Genomic DNA, 17146 nt, shown 5'->3' with positions numbered 1-17146 from the left:
CCTTTTGTTGATTGCCCTTATCGATCGCTTGCCCTTGCCTTCGCCCGTCTCCCGGGCGATCTCATCCGTCCGCGCTCATGCCTCCCAGCTCGCCCATTTCTTGCCGATCAGGAAGAAGAGCACGTAGATCAGGATGCCGAGCGTCGACAGGATCAGCACCACCGCGAAGAATTGCGGCATCTGGATCATCGACGAATACGAGGTAAGCCGGTTGCCGAGGCCGAAGCCGCCGCCGACCATCTCGGCACCTACCGCAGTGAGGAGCCCGAAGATCGCGCCGATCATCAGCCCGACCAGGATCATCGGCAGCGCCATCGGCGCGCGGATCTTCCAAAAGATCTGCAAGGTGCTCGCGCCATAGGAGCGAGCGAGCGCGATCTTGGCGCTGTCCACGCGCCGGAACCCGGTCGCGGCATTGATCATCACCATCGGTCCGGCGGCTAAAGCTACCGCGATAATGCGCGGCGTGTAGCCGAAGCCGAAGCGCAGGATGAGAAGCGGCACCAGCGCCAGCATCGGCGTGGTGACGAGGATCAAGATGTAAGGCGCGACGATCTTCTCGGCGAAGGGAAACTGCGTGATCACCGCCGCCATCACCAGCCCGACGACGGCGCCGATGGCAAAGCCGGAGAAGAGCTCGACCAACGTGTAGCCGAGATGCGGCGCGATCAGCGGGAACTCGTCGAATAAAGCGTAAACGATCGCACTCGGCGGCGGCATGATGTATTGCGGCACGTGGAAGATGCGCAGCGCCAGCTCGATGCCGCCGATGATCACCACCGCGACGACGAGAATCGCGGCCACCTCGGCGCCGGACTTGATGCCTGGGCCGCCGGCGAAGGCGGAGAGGTTGGTGAGGCTGACATCCTGGCCGTCACCGGACTTGGCTTTGGAGAATTCCGGAATGGCGTCGCCCCCGCTCACGGTCTGATCCTCACGATTTCAGCGCTCTTGTGTTGCAGCTGCTCCTGCGCCTTCGGCCGGCGCTCGCCAACGATGTCCATCTTGATGCGGTTGGTGAGGTCGAAGACCTCCTTGGTGGCCATGATCTCCAGCGAGCGCGGGCGCGGGAACGGCACGTCGTAGACCTTGGCGACGCGTCCCGGCCGCGCGGTCAGCACCACGACCCGGTCGGAGAGGAAGATCGCTTCCTCGATGCTGTGGGTAATGAAAACGATGGTCGTCTTGGTATCGAGCCAGATCTCCTCGACGAGGCGGTTCATCTCCTCGCGGGTGAAGCTGTCCAACGCACCGAAGGGCTCATCCATCAAGAGCACGGAAGGCTTCAGCGCCAGCGCGCGGACGATCGCCGCGCGCTGCTGCATGCCGCCGGAAAGCTCGCGCGGGAACTTGCCGCCGAAGCCGTCGAGCCCGACGCGATGAAGCAGATGCGCGATCCAGGCGCGATCGGGCTTCTCGCCTTTGATCTCGAACGGGAAGTTTATGTTGGCGTCGAGATTGCGCCAGGGCAGAAGGTTCGCTTCCTGGAAGACGATACCGATCTCGGGACGCGGGCCGGTGACCTCCTTGCCGTCAAGCAATATCGCGCCGCTGGTCAGACGATGCAGACCCGACATCGACCACAACAGCGTGGTCTTGCCGCAGCCGGAGGGGCCGACGATGGAGACGATCTCGTTGGCGTGCACGTCGAGGCTGCAGCGGTCTAGGGCGAGAAGATCGCCGGAGGCCGTGGTATAAACCTTGCTCGCTGCCTGCACGCCGAGCTTCGGCGTTCTTGCGCTGCCGGTATTCATGCTCCCCTCGGAGACTGCGTGATTGGGTTGCCGGAGCCCCCTCTGTCCGCGAAATCAGTCTGTAACTATCCTACTTTACTGTCAAGCGGTGGCAAAGATCTGGCGCCATCAGATTCAACTAAAGCTTATCTAAGTGTCTGATTTCGCCTGTGTTTAGACGCGCTTGCAGTGTGTGTTACTTTCCTACATACTCACTTCGGCTGATTGCCCATGGCCAGCCGGCGGATAATCGCAAATATGGTGGTCCAGAAACGGCAGAGAAGGACGGCCAATGACCGAAGCTGACAGCCAGGCGCTGCGGATTTCCGACGGGGATGACGGCCGGCATGATCATGTCAGGCGCTTCCCCGACATCATTTCGCAGGTGAAGGACAGCTACACGGACTTGCGGCCGGCGGAGCGTCGCGTCGCCGACGTCGTGCTCGACGACGTCAAATATGCCGTCGATGCATCGAATGCCGCGCTGGCGCAGCGCGCCCAGGTCAGCGAGCCGACGGTCACCCGTTTCTGCCGCGCCATCGGATGCGACGGCGTGCGCGACTTCAAGCTGAAGCTGGCGCAGAGCCTCGTCGTCGGCGCGCTCTATCTTAGCACCAAGCCGCAACCCACGAACGGCGACAGCGGCATGCCGTTCTGGAACGCCGTCTTCGGCGAAGCGCGCCGCGCGCTGCAGGAGGCCGAACGGCAGATCGATCCAGGGCAGTTGCAGAAAGCGGCGGAGCTGATCGCCAAGGCCAGGCAAGTGACGGTATTCGGACTTGGCGGCAGCTCATCGGCGCTGGCGCAAGAGACGCAGTATCGCCTGTTTCGCTATGGCATCACCATCAGCGCGCAATGCGATCCGTATCTGATGCGCATGACGGCTTCGACGCTGAAGCCGGGCGATGTGGTGATCGCGATATCGGCGACCGGCCGTACCCGAGAGGTGATCGAGGCGGTGGAGCTTGCCAAGCACTATCGCGCCGACGCGATCTGCGTGACCGCGCCGGACACGGAGCTGACACGCGTCTGCGATGTCCAGCTGACGATGGCGGTTCCCGAATATCCCGACACGCTGAAGCCGACAGCTTCGCGCTACGCCTTCCTTGCGGCCATCGACCTGCTCGCGGTCGCGTCCGCCTACAAGCTCGACGGCCCGGCGCGCGAGACGGTGCGCCGCATCAAATATAACGCCCAGATCCATCGGACGGGGAAGGAGATGGAGCCGCTCGGCGACTGAGAACAGCCGCAACGCGGCTATGATCTGCGTATTCAGGGGAACGAACATCAATGCTCGACATCGCACCATCGCAACAGGCGGCAACCTGGCTCGGCACATTCGGCCGCGCGCTCGAGGCGGGTGACATCGAGGCGGCGACGAACCTTTTCGTGGACGATTGCTACTGGCGCGATCTGCTGACCTTCACATGGAACATCAAGACCGTGGACGGCCAACCGGCGGTCCGCGAGATGCTCAAGGCGACGCTTTCCTCGACGCAACCATCGCACTGGCGCCTGTCCGGGGAGTCAAGCGTCGCCGACGGCGTCATCGAGGCCTGGTTCAGCTTCGAGACGGCCGTGGCGCGAGGCGAGGGCATCCTGCGGCTCAAGGATGGCCGCTGCCGGACGCTGTTCACGGCGATGAGCGAGCTCAAGGGTTTCGAGGAGCAGAAGGGGCCTGCCCGGCCGCTCGGCATCCGCCACAAGGCCGATCCCGAACGCGAGACCTGGGCGGAAGCAAGAGCGCGCGAGGCGCGTGAGCTCGGCGTGCACGAGCAGCCCTATTGCCTGGTGATCGGCGGCGGCCAGAGCGGCATCATGCTCGGCGCCCGTCTGCGGCAGCTCGGTGTTCCCACCCTCATCGTCGAGAAGAACGCGCGCGCCGGCGATTCCTGGCGCAACCGCTACCGCTCGCTCGTGCTGCACGACCCGGTCTGGTACGACCATCTGCCTTACATTGCGTTCCCGGAAAACTGGCCGGTGTTCACGCCCAAGGACAAGATGGGCGATTGGCTGGAAATGTATGCCCGCGTCATGGAGCTGAACTACTGGGTCGCCACCAAATGCATCAGCGCGGCCTATGACGAGGCCGAAAAGGTCTGGACGGTGGTGGTCGACCGCGTCGGCCAGCGCATCACGCTGAAGCCGAAGCACATCGTCTTCGCCACCGGCGCCTACGGGCCGCCGCGGCAGATCGATCTGCCTGGCGCGGACAGCTTCAAAGGCGAGCTCTTGCATTCCAGCCAGTACTCGACCGGCGAGAAATTCCGCGGCAAGCGCGTCGCGGTGATCGGCGCGGCGAGCTCCGGCCACGATGTCAGCGTCGACCTCTGGGAAGCCGGCGCCAAGGTCACCATGGTGCAGCGCTCGCCGACGACGGTGGTGAAGTCGGACACGCTGATGGAGGTCGGCTTCGAGATCTTTTCGGAAAAGGCGCTGGCGCGGGGCATCACCACCGACAAGGCCGACATGATCGTGGCTTCGACACCCTTCGCGCTGGTCCCAAAAGGCCAGCGGGCGCTCTATGACGTCATCCGCGAGCGCGACGCGGATTTCTACAAGCGCCTCAGCGACAGCGGCTTTGCCATCGACTTCGGCGAGGACGAGACCGGACTGCTTATGAAAGCCTATCGCACCGGCTCCGGCTACTACATCGATGTCGGCGCCTGCGAGCTGATCCTGAACGGCGAGATCGCGGTGAAGAGCGGCGTCGGCATCAAATCGCTGACGCCGACCGGCATCCTGTTTGAGGACGGCAGCGAGCTGGCGGTCGACGCGATCGTCTCCTGCACCGGCTACCAGTCGATGAACGAGACCGTGGCAGGGATCGTTTCCCGGGAGGTCGCCGACAAGGTCGGGCCGTGCTGGGGCCTCGGCTCCGGCGTCAAGGGCGATCCCGGCCCGTGGCAGGGCGAGTTGCGCAACATGTGGAAGCCGACCGCCCAGGAGGCGCTATGGTTCCACGGCGGCAATCTCGCGCTGTCGCGCTTCTATTCGAAGTTCGTGGCGCTGCAGCTCAAGGCGCGGATGGAGGGGATTGCGACGCCGGTCTATGGCGAGCCGAGCAATTCGCGACGGTGAGCCAATCAGCGCCCGAAGTGCCTGGCCGCAACCTCGACATGCGTGTGGTGCGCATGGGCCTCGAAGCGCTCGGTCTCATTGTGGTCGGGCGTCTCGTTCCGCCACCATTTGCCGCCGATGACGATGCCATTCGAGACCAGCCGCTGGTCCGCAATAAGTGACGCACCGACCGCGTCGACAAAGGTGAAGCGGCCGGGCTGCAGCCTCAGCACCGCGACATCGCCGATGCCGCCGACTTTAAGCGCCCCGAGCTCGGGCCTGGCGATCGCATCGGCCGGGCGCTGCGTTGCCGCGCGCACGACCTCGACCAGCGGCATGCCGAGCGCCATGAGCTTCGACATGCAGACGAGAATATCGAAGGCAGGGCCGTCGACGCAGTAGAGATGCACATCGCTCGAGATGACGTCCGGCGCCAGCCCCTCCGCCAGCATCGCCTTCGCCACCTCGAAGTCGAAGGAGCCCATGCCGTGGCCGATGTCGAAGATGACGCCGCGCTCGCGCGCCTGCCGCATATCCGGCCGCACCGCGCCCGAAGCGAAGACCGGCGCATTGGGGAACGGCCGGAAGCAGTGAGTGAGGATGTCGCCGCGGCGGAGCCTGGGCAGCACTTCCGAGCGGCCGGGCGGCGGCTCGTCGATGTGCGCCATCAGCGGCAGGCCGGCTCGGTCTGCGGCTTCGAGCGCGAGGTCGACCGGCGCGATGCCGCTGGTGCCGCCGGCGTGCTTCCCGGAACGGACTTTTACGCCGACGACGACAGCGGCATGCTCGCGCACCGCGGCCACCGTCTCGCGCGGCTCGCAGAGCCTGAGATCGCTGCATTCGCCGACGGATACCGTCTCGGCGAAGCCGAATATGCCGGCAAACGAGATGTTGACGTAGGCAAGGATGCGGACCTTCGAACGCTCGATGACATGGCGGCGAAACCCCAGGAAATTGCCGGCGCCGGCGCTGCCGGCATCGATGAAGGTGGTGGTGCCGCTCTTGGCGGCGAGCCGGTCAGCGTCGACACCGAGCGAGGTGCCGCCCCAGTAGACGTGGCTGTGCAGATCGACGAGGCCGGGGGTGACGATGCAGCCGCTGGCGTCGACGACCTCACCGGCGGTCTCGCTATCGATGGCCGCTTCGATCGCGGCGATTCGGCCATCGGCGACGGCGATGTCGCGCGGCGCATCCAACCCGGAAGCCGGGTCGATCACACGGCCGCCCTTGATCAACAGATCGAACTGCATTCCGCGCCTCCGTTGCTGTCTGGCCGCGATCACACCGGCCGGTAGGCGACGGCCTCGATCTCGATCTTGATGTCGATCATCAGGCGCGACTCGACGGTGGTGCGCGCCGGTGGGTCGTTCGGGAAGTGCCTGGCATAAACCGTATTGAAGGCGCCGAAATCGCGGGCGTCCTCGAGCCAGACAGTGGTCTTCACCACGTCGTCCATGGTGCATCCGGCCAGCGCCAGCGCAGCCTTGACGTTTTGCAGCACCTGCTCGGCTTGGTCAGTTATGCCGCCCTTGACTACCAGGCCGTCGCTGCCCACCGGCACCTGGCCGGAGACATAGACGAAATCGCCGGCGCGGACGGCAGGCGAGAGCGGGACATGCGACTTTCCGAAGCACTGCTTGGGCAAATGAATCTCCTGTTGTCGAGCGCAAGGACCGTTCTTGCAAGCCGTCTACGCTTGTAGAGGTGATCCTCCAAGAGGCAATGTCGGAAAGCAACATTTTTTCGGAGATTCATGTTGCTTTATTACAAATCCTGAGCATCCTGCACCCCGAATCCTGAGATGCGACCGGTGGGTTGCTGATCGAACGCAAGGGGAAGAGCCAGCATGACCTTTGACAAGAATCCGTTTCCGGAAGGCGATGCCGATCGCCATGCGCTGTGGGAAATGCTGGTGCGGCGCGACATCGACGCCTTCCTTGGCCAGGACTGGTCGATGGTCGAGGACGACTTCATCGCCGAGAGCTTTTTCGGCATGCATGCGCATTTCCTGCCCAATGCCGATGCCTGGCGGCTGCAGTTTCCCAGGCTGGAAGTCTATCGCGACGAATGGCTGCGCCAGGCCAAGGAGACAGCCGCGACAGAATTCGCCGAGCCGCTGCGCGAGGCGATTTTCCGCGTCACCAATCTGCGCGACATCGACGTCGATGGCGATCGTGCTGTGCTGCACAAGAAGTTCGACGGCTCGGTCGCCAAGGCCGACGGCAGCGTCGACCGCCTGAAATGGCAGACGCTCTACTTCTGCCGCAAGGTCGGCGGGCGCTGGAAGATCGCCGGTTTCGTCGGTTATATGCCGCATCCGCTGGGAAGCTAATGCATGTCGCCCGGATGTGTGCGCGTTTGGGACACCGACATCCGCCAAACAAGGATTTGCAGCGCCTCGCCTGAATCCTTTTCAGAGTAACGAGGTTTAGGACAGGCGCGGCAACCGCTCGTCGGGCGAGCGGTGATCGAAGACGACGCCCATGGTCTTACCAACAGCGGCCATGACGATCAGTTCGACCAGATGGTCGTCGCTGTCTCCGCAGGCGGGGTCCGATTGGCGGATGGCATCGAGCATTGCCCGGGTCGAAACAGTGTCGCCGGCGCGAAATTTCGAAAGAGCAGACGAAACAATGTCTTGCACCGTCAGGTCTATGACGGGCACTTCCGCAGCGACGTTCATAAGCCTCCTCCTGCCATGAACCCCTCCCTCAAGGGATGATACGCTGATCGGGCGATTGCGCCAGCGAAATGGTGGTCGGACCAGTTCAGCTGTCGATGGCCTGCCGTTAGGTGTGGAACACCGCGCCGAGGCCCTGGGCCATGCTCGACGCACCGCACGCCGGTTGCTAAGTCCCTCCCGCGCAGGGAGACTATCCGAGTCGAGAATATGACGGTTGCGATCGACATGGGGCAGACGTCGGCAGGCGCGCCGGCGGCCCTCGACCTTGAGGAGCTGCTGGCGACCCGCCTGCTGGTGCAGGGCAATTCGGGCTCGGGCAAGTCGCATCTGCTGCGCCGGCTGCTGGAGCAGAGCGCGCCCTGGGTGCAGCAGACCATCATCGATCCCGAAGGCGACTTCGTCTCGCTCGGTGAGCGCTACGGCCATCTGGTGATCGACGCCGAGGATCATACCGAGCGCGGCCTGCAGGCGGCCGGCGAGCGAGCGCGCATCCACCGCGTCTCGACGGTGCTAAACCTCGAAGGGCTCGATGCCGAGAACCAAATGCGGCGCGCCGCAGCCTTCCTTGGCGGGCTGTTCGAGGTCGCGCGCGACCATTGGTATCCGATGCTGGTGGTGGTGGACGAGGCGCAGCTCTTCGCGCCGGCTGCTGCAGGCGAGGTCTCGGATGAGGCGCGCAAGCTTTCGCTCGGCGCCATGGCCAATCTGATGTGCCGCGGCCGCAAACGCGGGCTCGCCGGCATCATCGCCACGCAACGGCTGGCGAAGCTCGCCAAGAACGTCGCGGCGGAGGCCTCCAACTTCCTGATGGGCCGCACGTTTCTGGACATCGACATGGCGCGCGCCGCCGACCTGCTCGGCATGGAGCGGCGGCAGGCGGAAGCCTTCCGCGACCTTGAGCGCGGGCATTTCATGGCGCTCGGTCCGGCGCTGTCGCGCCGCCCGCTCAGCGTGCGGATCGGATCGACCGAAACGAGCCCGCGCAACGGCACGCCGCGGCTGATGCCACTGCCCGAAGCGACGCTCGAAGATGCGCGCGCCATCATCCTCGCGGCACCGCCGCCGGAGACGGTCCGCCCGCAGCGCCGGCCGTCGCCCGACCTGCTCGATCAATTGATGGCGGCCAAGGCCGCGCCGCTCGACATCCGCCCCGAGCCGGCCGAGCCGCAGCCGAGCGCCGAGGACCTTGCCGAGCGGCGCGGGCGGATGGACCGTATCCTGCGCGCTATCTTGGCTGAGCCCGATGCCGGATTCCGCGTCATCGGCGTGCTCTATCAGGAGTTCGTGGTCCGCTGCCGAATCGAAGGACTCGCTTCGGTGGTGCCCGACCTTTCGGAATTCCGACGCATGCTGACGCGCGCCCGCGCCGGCGTCGGCTCGGACATCGCCGAGGACGACGCGTGGCGCGACGTCTCCGTGCGCGCATCGCTTCTGCCGGAGGACATGCAGGGCGTGTTCATGATGATCGCGAGGGCGGCGAAGGAAGGCTGGCCTTGCCCAAGCGACGCGGCGATCGCCCGCGCGTATGGCTCGCATTCGCTGCGTCGCGCCCGGCGGCTGCTCGATTACATCGAGGAGCAGGGGCTCATCGTCTGCCAGATCGACGGTGTTGGCCGCCGCACGGTGACGCTGGTCGAGCTCGCCTGGGCAACGGCCCCGGGCGATCCGAATGCCGGAGAAGAAGAGCCGGGCAATTCGGCTGCATAAGAATCCGGCCTGAGCGTCTCTACGGCAAGCTTCGCCACATCTGATTAACCACCTGTTCAAACAGGCACGGAACCAAACAGGCCGCGATGCGTTCTGGCCCTCGGCTTAATATAGCTGTCGGGGCAGGCGCGGAGGGGAGTGTGGGCGTTTCTCGTTCGTCAAAGGAACAATTCGATTCCCGCCAGATTCTCAACGCCCTCAAAGCCTTTCGAAACGGTGACTTCTCCGTCCGCATCGAGAATTCTTATGAAGGGTTGAACGGCGAGATCGCCGACACATTCAATCAGATCGTCGAGTTGAACGACCAGATGGCGCGAGAATTTGCGCGGCTGAGCAGGGTCGTCGGCAAGGACGGCCGCATCGGCGAACGCGGCCATGTGAGGAACGCCAAAGGCAGCTGGGAATCGAGCGTCCGTTCGGTCAACGACCTGATCGAGGACATGGTGCAGCCCACCGCGGAAGTTGCCCGCGTCATCGGCGCGGTCGCCAAGGGCGATCTGTCCCAATCCATGATGGTGGAAATTGACGGCAGGCCGCTTCGTGGCGAATTCCTGCGCATCGGTAAAATCGTCAACACCATGGTTGAGCAGCTCGCGTCCTTCACGTCGGAGGTGACGCGTGTGGCGCGCGAGGTCGGCACCGAAGGCAAGCTGGGCGGTCAGGCACGCGTCAGGGGGGCGGCCGGCACTTGGAAGGACCTGACCGACAATGTCAACGCGATGGCGACCAACCTGACCAGCCAGGTGCGCAACATTGCGGAGGTGACCACGGCTGTCGCATCTGGCGACTTGTCGAAGAAGATCACCGTCGACGTGAAGGGCGAGATCCTCGAACTGAAGAACACCATCAACACGATGGTGGACCAGCTCAACTCCTTCGCCTCGGAGGTGACCCGCGTCGCGCGTGAGGTCGGCACCGAGGGCAAACTCGGAGGCCAAGCCCGTGTCGAGGGCGTTGGCGGTACTTGGAAAGACCTCACCGACAGCGTCAACCTAATGGCCGCCAACCTGACCGGCCAGGTGCGCAACATCGCCGATGTGACGACGGCGGTGGCTTTGGGCGACCTCTCCAAGAAGATTACCGTCGACGTGAAAGGCGAAATTCTGGAACTGAAATCGACCATCAACACCATGGTCGATCAGCTCAACTCATTTGCCGGCGAGGTGACGCGCGTGGCGCGCGAGGTCGGCACGGAAGGCAAGCTCGGCGGCCAAGCACAGGTGCGCGGTGTCGCCGGCACCTGGAAGGACCTGACCGACAACGTCAATTCCATGGCGGCGAATCTTACCGGTCAGGTGCGCAACATCGCCGAAGTGACTACCGCGGTGGCACTGGGTGACCTCTCGAAGAAAATCACCGTCGATGTGAAGGGCGAGATCCTGGAGCTGAAGAACACCATCAACACGATGGTGGACCAGCTGAACTCCTTCGCCTCGGAAGTCACCCGCGTGGCACGCGAGGTCGGCACCGAAGGAAAGCTGGGCGGCCAAGCTGAAGTCCGCGGAGTCGGCGGCACGTGGAAGGACCTGACGGACAACGTCAACCTGATGGCCGCCAATTTGACCGGGCAGGTGCGCAATATCGCCGATGTGACCACGGCCGTTGCCAGGGGCGACCTTTCGAAAAAGATCACCGTCGATGTGAAGGGCGAAATCCTCGAACTGAAGAACACCGTCAACACCATGGTGGACCAGCTCAATTCCTTCGCCTCGGAGGTCACGCGCGTGGCGCGCGAAGTGGGCTCGGAAGGCAAACTGGGAGGTCAGGCGCATGTCGAGGGCGTCGGCGGCACCTGGAAGGATCTGACCGACAATGTCAACGCGATGGCCGGCAATTTGACCGTGCAGTTGCGCGACGTCTCCAAGGTCGCGACCGCAATCGCCACCGGCGACCTGACCCAGAAGATCACCGTCGACGCCTTGGGGGAAATCCTGCAGATCAAGGACGTCATCAATACGATGGTGGATCAGTTGAACTCCTTCGCCTCGGAGGTGACGCGCGTCGCCCGCGAAGTGGGTTCCGACGGCAAGCTCGGCGGACAGGCGCAGGTGCGCGGTGTTGCCGGCACCTGGAAGGACCTCACCGACAACGTCAACGCCATGGCCGCCAATCTCACGGGCCAAGTGCGCAACATTGCGGAGGTGACGACCGCCGTCGCACTCGGCGATCTGTCGAAAAAGATCACGGTCGATGTGCGCGGTGAAATCCTGGAGCTCAAGGACACCATCAACACGATGGTGGACCAATTGAACTCCTTTGCCTCGGAAGTGACGCGCGTGGCGCGCGAGGTCGGCACCGAAGGCAAGCTCGGCGGTCAGGCACAAGTGCGCGGCGTCGCCGGCACCTGGAAGGACCTGACCGACAACGTCAACTCGATGGCCGAGAACCTCACCGGTCAGGTTCGCAACATCGCAGAAGTTACCACAGCGGTGGCGCGAGGCGACCTGTCCAAGAAGATCACCGTCGATGTCAAAGGCGAGATCCTGGAGCTGAAGTCGACCATCAACACCATGGTCGACCAGCTCAACTCGTTCGCCGGCGAGGTGACGCGCGTGGCGCGCGAAGTCGGCACCGAAGGCAAGCTCGGCGGTCAGGCTCGGGTGGAGGGTGTGGCCGGCACCTGGAAGGACTTGACCGACAACGTCAATCTGATGGCGACCAATTTGACCAACCAGGTGCGCGGCATTGCAGACGTCGTCACCGCCGTTGCCCAGGGCAATCTGAAGCGCAAGCTTGCGGTCGATGCCAAGGGCGAGATCGCTTCTCTGGCGGACACGATCAACGGCATGATCGAGACGCTGGCGACCTTCGCTGATCAGGTGACCAACGTGGCTCGCGAGGTCGGCATCGAGGGCAAGCTCGGCGGCCAGGCCAGGGTGCCGGGCGCCGCCGGCCTGTGGCGCGACCTGACCGACAACGTCAATCAGCTGGCGGCGAACCTGACGACCCAGGTCCGAGCCATCGCCGAAGTGTCGACCGCGGTGACCAAGGGCGACCTCACCCGCTCGATCAGCGTGCAGGCCTCCGGCGAGGTCGCGGCGCTGAAGGACAACATCAACGAGATGATCCGCAACCTCAAGGACCAGACCTTGAAGAATGCCGAGCAGGATTGGCTGAAGACCAATCTCGCCCGTTTCTCGCGCATGCTGCAGGGCGAGCGGGACCTTGCCACGGTTTCGCGGATGATCATTTCCGAGCTCGCGCCGCTGGTGAACGCGCAATACGGCCTGTTCTACGTCACCAATCGCGACGAGGAAGAATCCTATCTGGAACTAGCCGCGTCCTACGCCGCCGAAGGCAAGGCCACCGTCCGCCAACGGGTCGACTTCCGCGAAGGCCTGATCGGGCAGTGCGCCGCCGACAAACGGGCAATCATGCTCGATGACGTCCCATCGAGCTTCCTGCGCATCACCTCCGGCCTGGGCGAGGCCCCGCCGGCGAGCGCCATCGTCCTGCCGGCATTGTTCGAGGACGAGGTCAAGGCGGTTATCGAACTGGCTTCGTTCAGCCGGTTCAGCGATACGCACCGCCTTTTCCTGGAGCAGCTCATGGAATCGGTCGGTATCGTGCTCAACACGATCGCCGCGACCATGCGCACGGAAGGGCTTCTCAAGCAATCGCAGCTTTTGACGTCCGAACTGCAGTCGCGTCAGACCGAGCTCACCAAGAAGCAGGAAGAGCTTCACGCCACTAATGAGGAGCTGCAGGAAAAGGCGCAACTGCTCGAGAATGAGAAGAAGCAGGTGGAAAACAAGAATCTCGAGATCGAGATGGCCAGGCGGGCTCTGGAGGAGAAGGCCGAGCAGCTGGCGCTGACCTCCAAATACAAATCCGAATTCCTGGCGAACATGAGTCACGAGCTGAGGACGCCGCTAAATTCGCTTTTGATCCTGTCCAATCTGCTTGCGACAAACCAGCAGGGGAATCTGAACGACAAGCAGATCGATTTCGCGCGTACGATCAACTCGGCAGGTACCGACCTGCTCAGCCTCATCAACGACATACTGGATCTTTCCAAGATCGAGTCCGGCACGGTGTCGATCGAAATCAACGACATGCCGCTCGCACACCTGCGCCAGCATATGGAGCGGACTTTCAGACAGCTTGCGGCTGACAAGGGGCTCGGCTTCACCATCAAGATCGAGCAAGCCCTGCCTGAGACGATCCGCACGGACGAAAAGCGGCTGCAGCAGATCGTGCTCAATCTGCTGTCAAATGCCTTCAAATTCACTTCCAATGGCGAGGTGATCCTGAACATCCATGCCGAGAGAACCGGCCGCAAAAACGATGCGGCGCCGCCCCGGGCGCTGGCGATCGCCGTTACCGATACCGGGATCGGCATTCCGGAAGACAAGCAAAAGCTCATCTTCGAGGCGTTTCAGCAGGCCGACGGCACGACCAGCCGCAAATATGGCGGCACTGGCCTCGGCCTTTCCATCAGCCGGGAAATCGCCCGGTTGCTCGGCGGTGAGCTGCGCGTCGAAAGCGAGCCAGGCAAGGGATCGACCTTCACCCTGGTCATCCCCTTCGATGGCCCGCGCAGCAGCAGCCTGGCGGCGCCGATCGAGCTTTCGCCTGCCGACGTCATCGCGGCGGGCGTCCAGCCAGCAGACACTTCGGGTACCCCAGAACTTGCGGACGATCGTGACACAATCAACCCCTCGGACAGGGTGGTGCTTATTGTCGAGGACGACCCGACTTTTGGAGGGCTGCTGCTCGGTCTTGCTCGATCCGCCGGACTGAAGGGGGTGCTTTCAACGGCCGGTTCCGGCACGCTGGCACTGACCCGCAAGCTGATGCCCGATGCGATCACGCTCGATCTCGGCCTTTCAGACATCGACGGCTGGGTGCTTTTCGACCTTCTGCGGCATGACCAGAAGACCAGGAACATTCCGATCCATGTCATCTCCGGCGCCGAGGATCTCGAAGTGCTGACGCGCAGGGGCGCTGCAAGCGTTTCGAGCAAGCCGGTTTCGGCTGGTGAGCTCGCCCGCGTTTTCGAGGAAATCCATTCGCGAAACCTGAGGGTGCAGCGCAACGTGCTGATCGCCGATCCCGATCCCGAGCGCCGCCTGGCCCTGGTGGAAGCCATTCGAGATGGCATCACCTCGGTCACCGCGGTCGGTCGTGTCGCCGCCAACGCGGACGAGCCGGGCGCCGCCGCTTATGATGCGTTTGTTTTCGGGTTTGGGCGTTCGGCCAAGGACAACGCCCAGATGCTCGACGAAATCGTGTCTCAGTTCAGCGACGCTCTACCGCGCCTGCTGTTCTTCACGCCGCACCCGGACGCGTTTCTGCAGCAGGTCGCGCTGCATCCGGCACTCGGCGATGTCCCACGTGCCGACAACTTCGGCCAACTCGGGCTCCTGATCTCGGCGGCACTGCCAAGCGACACGCAGAGCGAACAGATCTTGGCCACCGAGCAGGTCGACAATGCCGATCTCGCCGGCGCCAAGGTTCTGATCGTCGACGACGACATTCGCAACATCTACTCGTTGACCAGCGTGCTGGAGACTTACGACATTGATGTGCAGCATGCCGAACGGGGCCGGGACGGCATCGCGTTGCTCGAAGAAACACCCGACGTCGATGTCGCCTTGATCGACATCATGATGCCGGAAATGGACGGCTACGAGACCATGCGTCGGATTCGGGCCATGCCGGCGATAGCCCACATCCCATTGATCGCGGTTACCGCCAAGGCGATGAAAGGCGACCGTCAGAAATGCCTGGACGCCGGCGCATCCGACTACATCGCCAAACCGGTCGACCTCGATCTGCTGCTTGCGTTGCTGCGGGTTTGGATCGGTCGCGCGCGAGCGCGGGCTGAGCCCTTCGCGCCGGCATTGATGACCGCCATCTGAAAGCGCTCCGGCAGGTAAAAGGAATGGCCGCGATCGAGGCAGAAAGAAGCGAACCGGTCGAAGGATTGCGGGCACGCGTTCTCGCGGTCGATGACGACGAACGCAATCTGCTTGCCATCGCGGAGGTGCTTGGCGAAGTCGGCGAGGTCGTCTGCGCCCAGTCGGGTGAGGAAGCGCTGCGCTTCCTGCTCAAGGAAGATTTCGCCGTCATCCTGCTCGACGTGCTCATGCCGAACCTCGACGGCTACGAGACGGCCACGCTGATCCGCCGGCGTGAACGATCGAAAAACACGCCGATCATCTTCCTTACCGCGATCAGCAAGGAAGAGGCGCATATGCTGCGCGGCTATGACGTCGGCGCTGTCGACTACCTGTTCAAGCCGTTCGACCCGGTGATGCTTCGCTCCAAGGTTATGGTCTTCGTCGATCTTCATGAGAAGACGCGCGAGATCGAGCGAAACGCGGCGCGGGAGCAGCGGCTGCTCGAACAGGCGCTGAAGGCCAAGTCGGACAAACTCGATGCCGAGCGGGCGCTGCGCCATTCGGAAGCAAGGCAGGAGGCTATTCTTGCCTCGCTTCCAATTTGTTTTCATGCCCGCTCGGCTGAGGCGCCTTTCGCCCCAAGCTACGTCTCGAAAGGCGTCGAGCGGCTGACAGGGTTCCCGCCGAGCCGTTTCCTGTCGCATCCGGATTTCGGGCTCAGCCGGGTTCACCCCGACGATCGCGAGGAGGTAACCAGGTCGCTTTCGGCGGCATGCGAGACGGGGTCCTATGGCTGCGAATTTCGCTGGCGGTGCGCCAATGATGAATATCGCATCTTCTTCGATCGGGGCGTGGTTTCCAAAGATGACGCTGGGCTCGAGTTGCTTGGCACCATGCAAGACATAACAGAGCAACGCCGCCTGGAGAGCCAACTGCTGCAGTCGCAGCGGCTCGATGCGATCGGCAAACTGACCGGCGGACTCGCCCATGACTTCAACAACCTCCTCGCGGCGATCCTTTCCGGCCTAAGCCTGCTCGAGCGACAGCTGACGCTGGACGGCAACGCTACCAAGATCCTCGACATGACACGCCGCTCCGCCGGGCAGGGCAGGGATCTCGTCCAACGCATGCTCGCTTTTTCGCGGCGCCAGGACCTGAAGCCCGTGGCAGTACCCTTGTCGAGCCTTGGGGATACGATGAACGGGTTGGTTGCCCCGGTCCTTGGAGGCCTCGTGCGCTTCAAGTGGCTGGTGAGTGACGACACATGGCCCGTGTATGTGGATGCGGCGCAGCTCGAGCTCGCCTTGATGAACCTCATCTTCAATGCGCGAGACGCAATGCCTTCGGGAGGCACGGTTCTCGTCCGGACGAGCAACCGCAGCGTCGGCCACGCGGGCGACGAACTGCCGGCCGGCGACTATGTGGTGGTCGCTGTCGAGGACACCGGGACCGGAATTGCCGGCGACATGATAAGCAAGGTGGTCGAGCCGTTTTTCACAACCAAGCCGATCGGGAAGGGCACGGGGCTGGGTCTCAGCACCGTCTATGGTTTCGCCAAGCAGTCGGGCGGCACGCTCAGGATAGAGAGCGAGGTGGACCGCGGCACCATCATAGAACTGTGGCTGCCCCGATCCAATCAGCCGCAGGATGTCACCGAGGCTATCGCTGTTGCCGGCGCAGAGGCTGTCGAGGCTGCCGACGCGGAGCGCGCCACAGCGGTTGGCGAACGATCACTGACCGTTCTGCTCATCGATGACAGCCACTCCTTGAGAGAAATGACGGCCATGTCGCTCAGGCAGTCCGGCTTCGAGGTCGTAGGGGCCTCCGGCGGAGCCGAAGCGCTTGCCGCCATTGAGAGAGAGCCGGATCGATTCGACGTGATCGTCACCGACTTTGCCATGCCCCTTATCTCGGGCATAGACGTGATCCGGTTTGCCCGCAATCTGCGTGCCGGCTGGCCCGCGGTTATGATCACCGGCTATGCGGATGCGGAGAAAATCGTGGAGCGCCCCCTCGATGTCGCGCTCGTCGGCAAGCCGTTCGACGAAAAAGACCTTGTTGTGGCCATACATGCCGCAGCGCGCGGCAAGCTAATCAACGCCTCGGCATAGCTTCCC

At 63.4% G+C, this 17146-nt stretch carries 11 protein-coding genes; 6 read left to right on the top strand and 5 right to left on the bottom strand.

Going from position 1 to position 17146, the window contains the following annotated elements; genetic code table 11:
• Window positions 1-75: 75 nt before the first annotated feature.
• Window positions 76-924, bottom strand: a complete 849-nt coding sequence (locus tag EOA49_RS05395; RefSeq protein WP_067318822.1) for an ABC transporter permease — start codon at window positions 922-924, stop codon at window positions 76-78.
• Window positions 921-1754 (bottom strand): ABC transporter ATP-binding protein, encoded by an 834-nt coding sequence (locus EOA49_RS05390; RefSeq protein ID WP_067318820.1) that lies wholly within the window; start codon window positions 1752-1754, stop codon window positions 921-923. The genes EOA49_RS05395 and EOA49_RS05390 overlap by 4 nt, the downstream gene beginning before the upstream one ends.
• A 271-nt stretch (window positions 1755-2025) precedes the next feature.
• Between EOA49_RS05390 and EOA49_RS05385 the strand changes: the two genes are divergently transcribed.
• Window positions 2026-2973, top strand: coding sequence for a MurR/RpiR family transcriptional regulator (locus tag EOA49_RS05385; protein WP_067318818.1), 948 nt, complete (start codon window positions 2026-2028; stop codon window positions 2971-2973).
• Window positions 2974-3023: 50 nt separating this feature from the next.
• Window positions 3024-4814 (top strand): NAD(P)/FAD-dependent oxidoreductase, encoded by a 1791-nt coding sequence (locus EOA49_RS05380; protein ID WP_127239553.1) that lies wholly within the window; start codon window positions 3024-3026, stop codon window positions 4812-4814.
• A gap of 5 nt (window positions 4815-4819) precedes the next feature.
• Here EOA49_RS05380 and EOA49_RS05375 read toward each other — a convergent pair whose 3' ends face one another.
• Entirely contained in the window at window positions 4820-6043 is a 1224-nt protein-coding gene (locus EOA49_RS05375; RefSeq protein ID WP_127239552.1) for an amidohydrolase/deacetylase family metallohydrolase, read from the bottom strand.
• Window positions 6044-6072: 29 nt separating this feature from the next.
• Window positions 6073-6438 carry a RidA family protein gene (locus EOA49_RS05370; protein ID WP_067318812.1) on the bottom strand — a complete coding sequence of 122 codons (366 nt, stop codon included), beginning with the start codon at window positions 6436-6438 and terminating at the stop codon, window positions 6073-6075.
• Between the two features lie 201 nt (window positions 6439-6639).
• Between EOA49_RS05370 and EOA49_RS05365 the strand changes: the two genes are divergently transcribed.
• Window positions 6640-7125 carry a hypothetical protein gene (locus EOA49_RS05365; RefSeq protein ID WP_127239551.1) on the top strand — a complete coding sequence of 162 codons (486 nt, stop codon included), beginning with the start codon at window positions 6640-6642 and terminating at the stop codon, window positions 7123-7125.
• Window positions 7126-7221: 96 nt separating this feature from the next.
• Here the strand turns inward: EOA49_RS05365 and EOA49_RS05360 are convergent, their stop codons facing one another.
• Entirely contained in the window at window positions 7222-7476 is a 255-nt protein-coding gene (locus tag EOA49_RS05360; RefSeq protein ID WP_067318808.1) for a hypothetical protein, read from the bottom strand.
• A gap of 207 nt (window positions 7477-7683) precedes the next feature.
• Here EOA49_RS05360 and EOA49_RS05355 point away from each other — a divergent pair, with 207 nt between their 5' ends.
• The 3 genes from EOA49_RS05355 to EOA49_RS05345 all read left to right on the top strand — a co-directional run bounded on the left by EOA49_RS05355 (window position 7684) and on the right by EOA49_RS05345 (window position 17140).
• Window positions 7684-9183 (top strand): ATP-binding protein, encoded by a 1500-nt coding sequence (locus EOA49_RS05355; protein ID WP_127239550.1) that lies wholly within the window; start codon window positions 7684-7686, stop codon window positions 9181-9183.
• A 140-nt stretch (window positions 9184-9323) separates the two neighbouring features.
• Entirely contained in the window at window positions 9324-15047 is a 5724-nt protein-coding gene (locus EOA49_RS05350) for a HAMP domain-containing protein (RefSeq protein WP_245460544.1), read from the top strand.
• Between the two features lie 23 nt (window positions 15048-15070).
• Window positions 15071-17140: a response regulator gene (locus EOA49_RS05345; RefSeq protein WP_095800538.1), complete on the top strand. Its 2070-nt coding sequence runs from the start codon at window positions 15071-15073 to the stop codon at window positions 17138-17140.
• The last annotated feature ends 6 nt before the right edge of the window (window positions 17141-17146 follow it).

Origin of the sequence: Mesorhizobium sp. M1A.F.Ca.IN.020.04.1.1, from assembly GCF_003997315.1 — a bacterium.
In the GTDB taxonomy this organism is placed as follows: Bacteria; Pseudomonadota; Alphaproteobacteria; order Rhizobiales; family Rhizobiaceae; genus Mesorhizobium.
This window is presented reverse-complemented; position numbering and strand designations above follow the sequence as displayed.

Bases quoted from the DNA above. Each gene is read 5' to 3' on its own strand.
- EOA49_RS05385 (WP_067318818.1), top strand. From the start codon at position 2,026: ATGACCGAAGCTGACAGCCAGGCGCTGCGGATTTCCGACGGGGATGAC.
- EOA49_RS05360 (WP_067318808.1), bottom strand. From the start codon at position 7,476: ATGAACGTCGCTGCGGAAGTGCCCGTCATAGACCTGACGGTGCAAGAC.
- EOA49_RS05380 (WP_127239553.1), top strand. From the start codon at position 3,024: ATGCTCGACATCGCACCATCGCAACAGGCGGCAACCTGGCTCGGCACA.
- EOA49_RS05375 (WP_127239552.1), bottom strand. From the start codon at position 6,043: ATGCAGTTCGATCTGTTGATCAAGGGCGGCCGTGTGATCGACCCGGCT.
- EOA49_RS05390 (WP_067318820.1), bottom strand. From the start codon at position 1,754: ATGAATACCGGCAGCGCAAGAACGCCGAAGCTCGGCGTGCAGGCAGCG.
- EOA49_RS05345 (WP_095800538.1), top strand. From the start codon at position 15,071: ATGGCCGCGATCGAGGCAGAAAGAAGCGAACCGGTCGAAGGATTGCGG.
- EOA49_RS05365 (WP_127239551.1), top strand. From the start codon at position 6,640: ATGACCTTTGACAAGAATCCGTTTCCGGAAGGCGATGCCGATCGCCAT.
- EOA49_RS05355 (WP_127239550.1), top strand. From the start codon at position 7,684: ATGACGGTTGCGATCGACATGGGGCAGACGTCGGCAGGCGCGCCGGCG.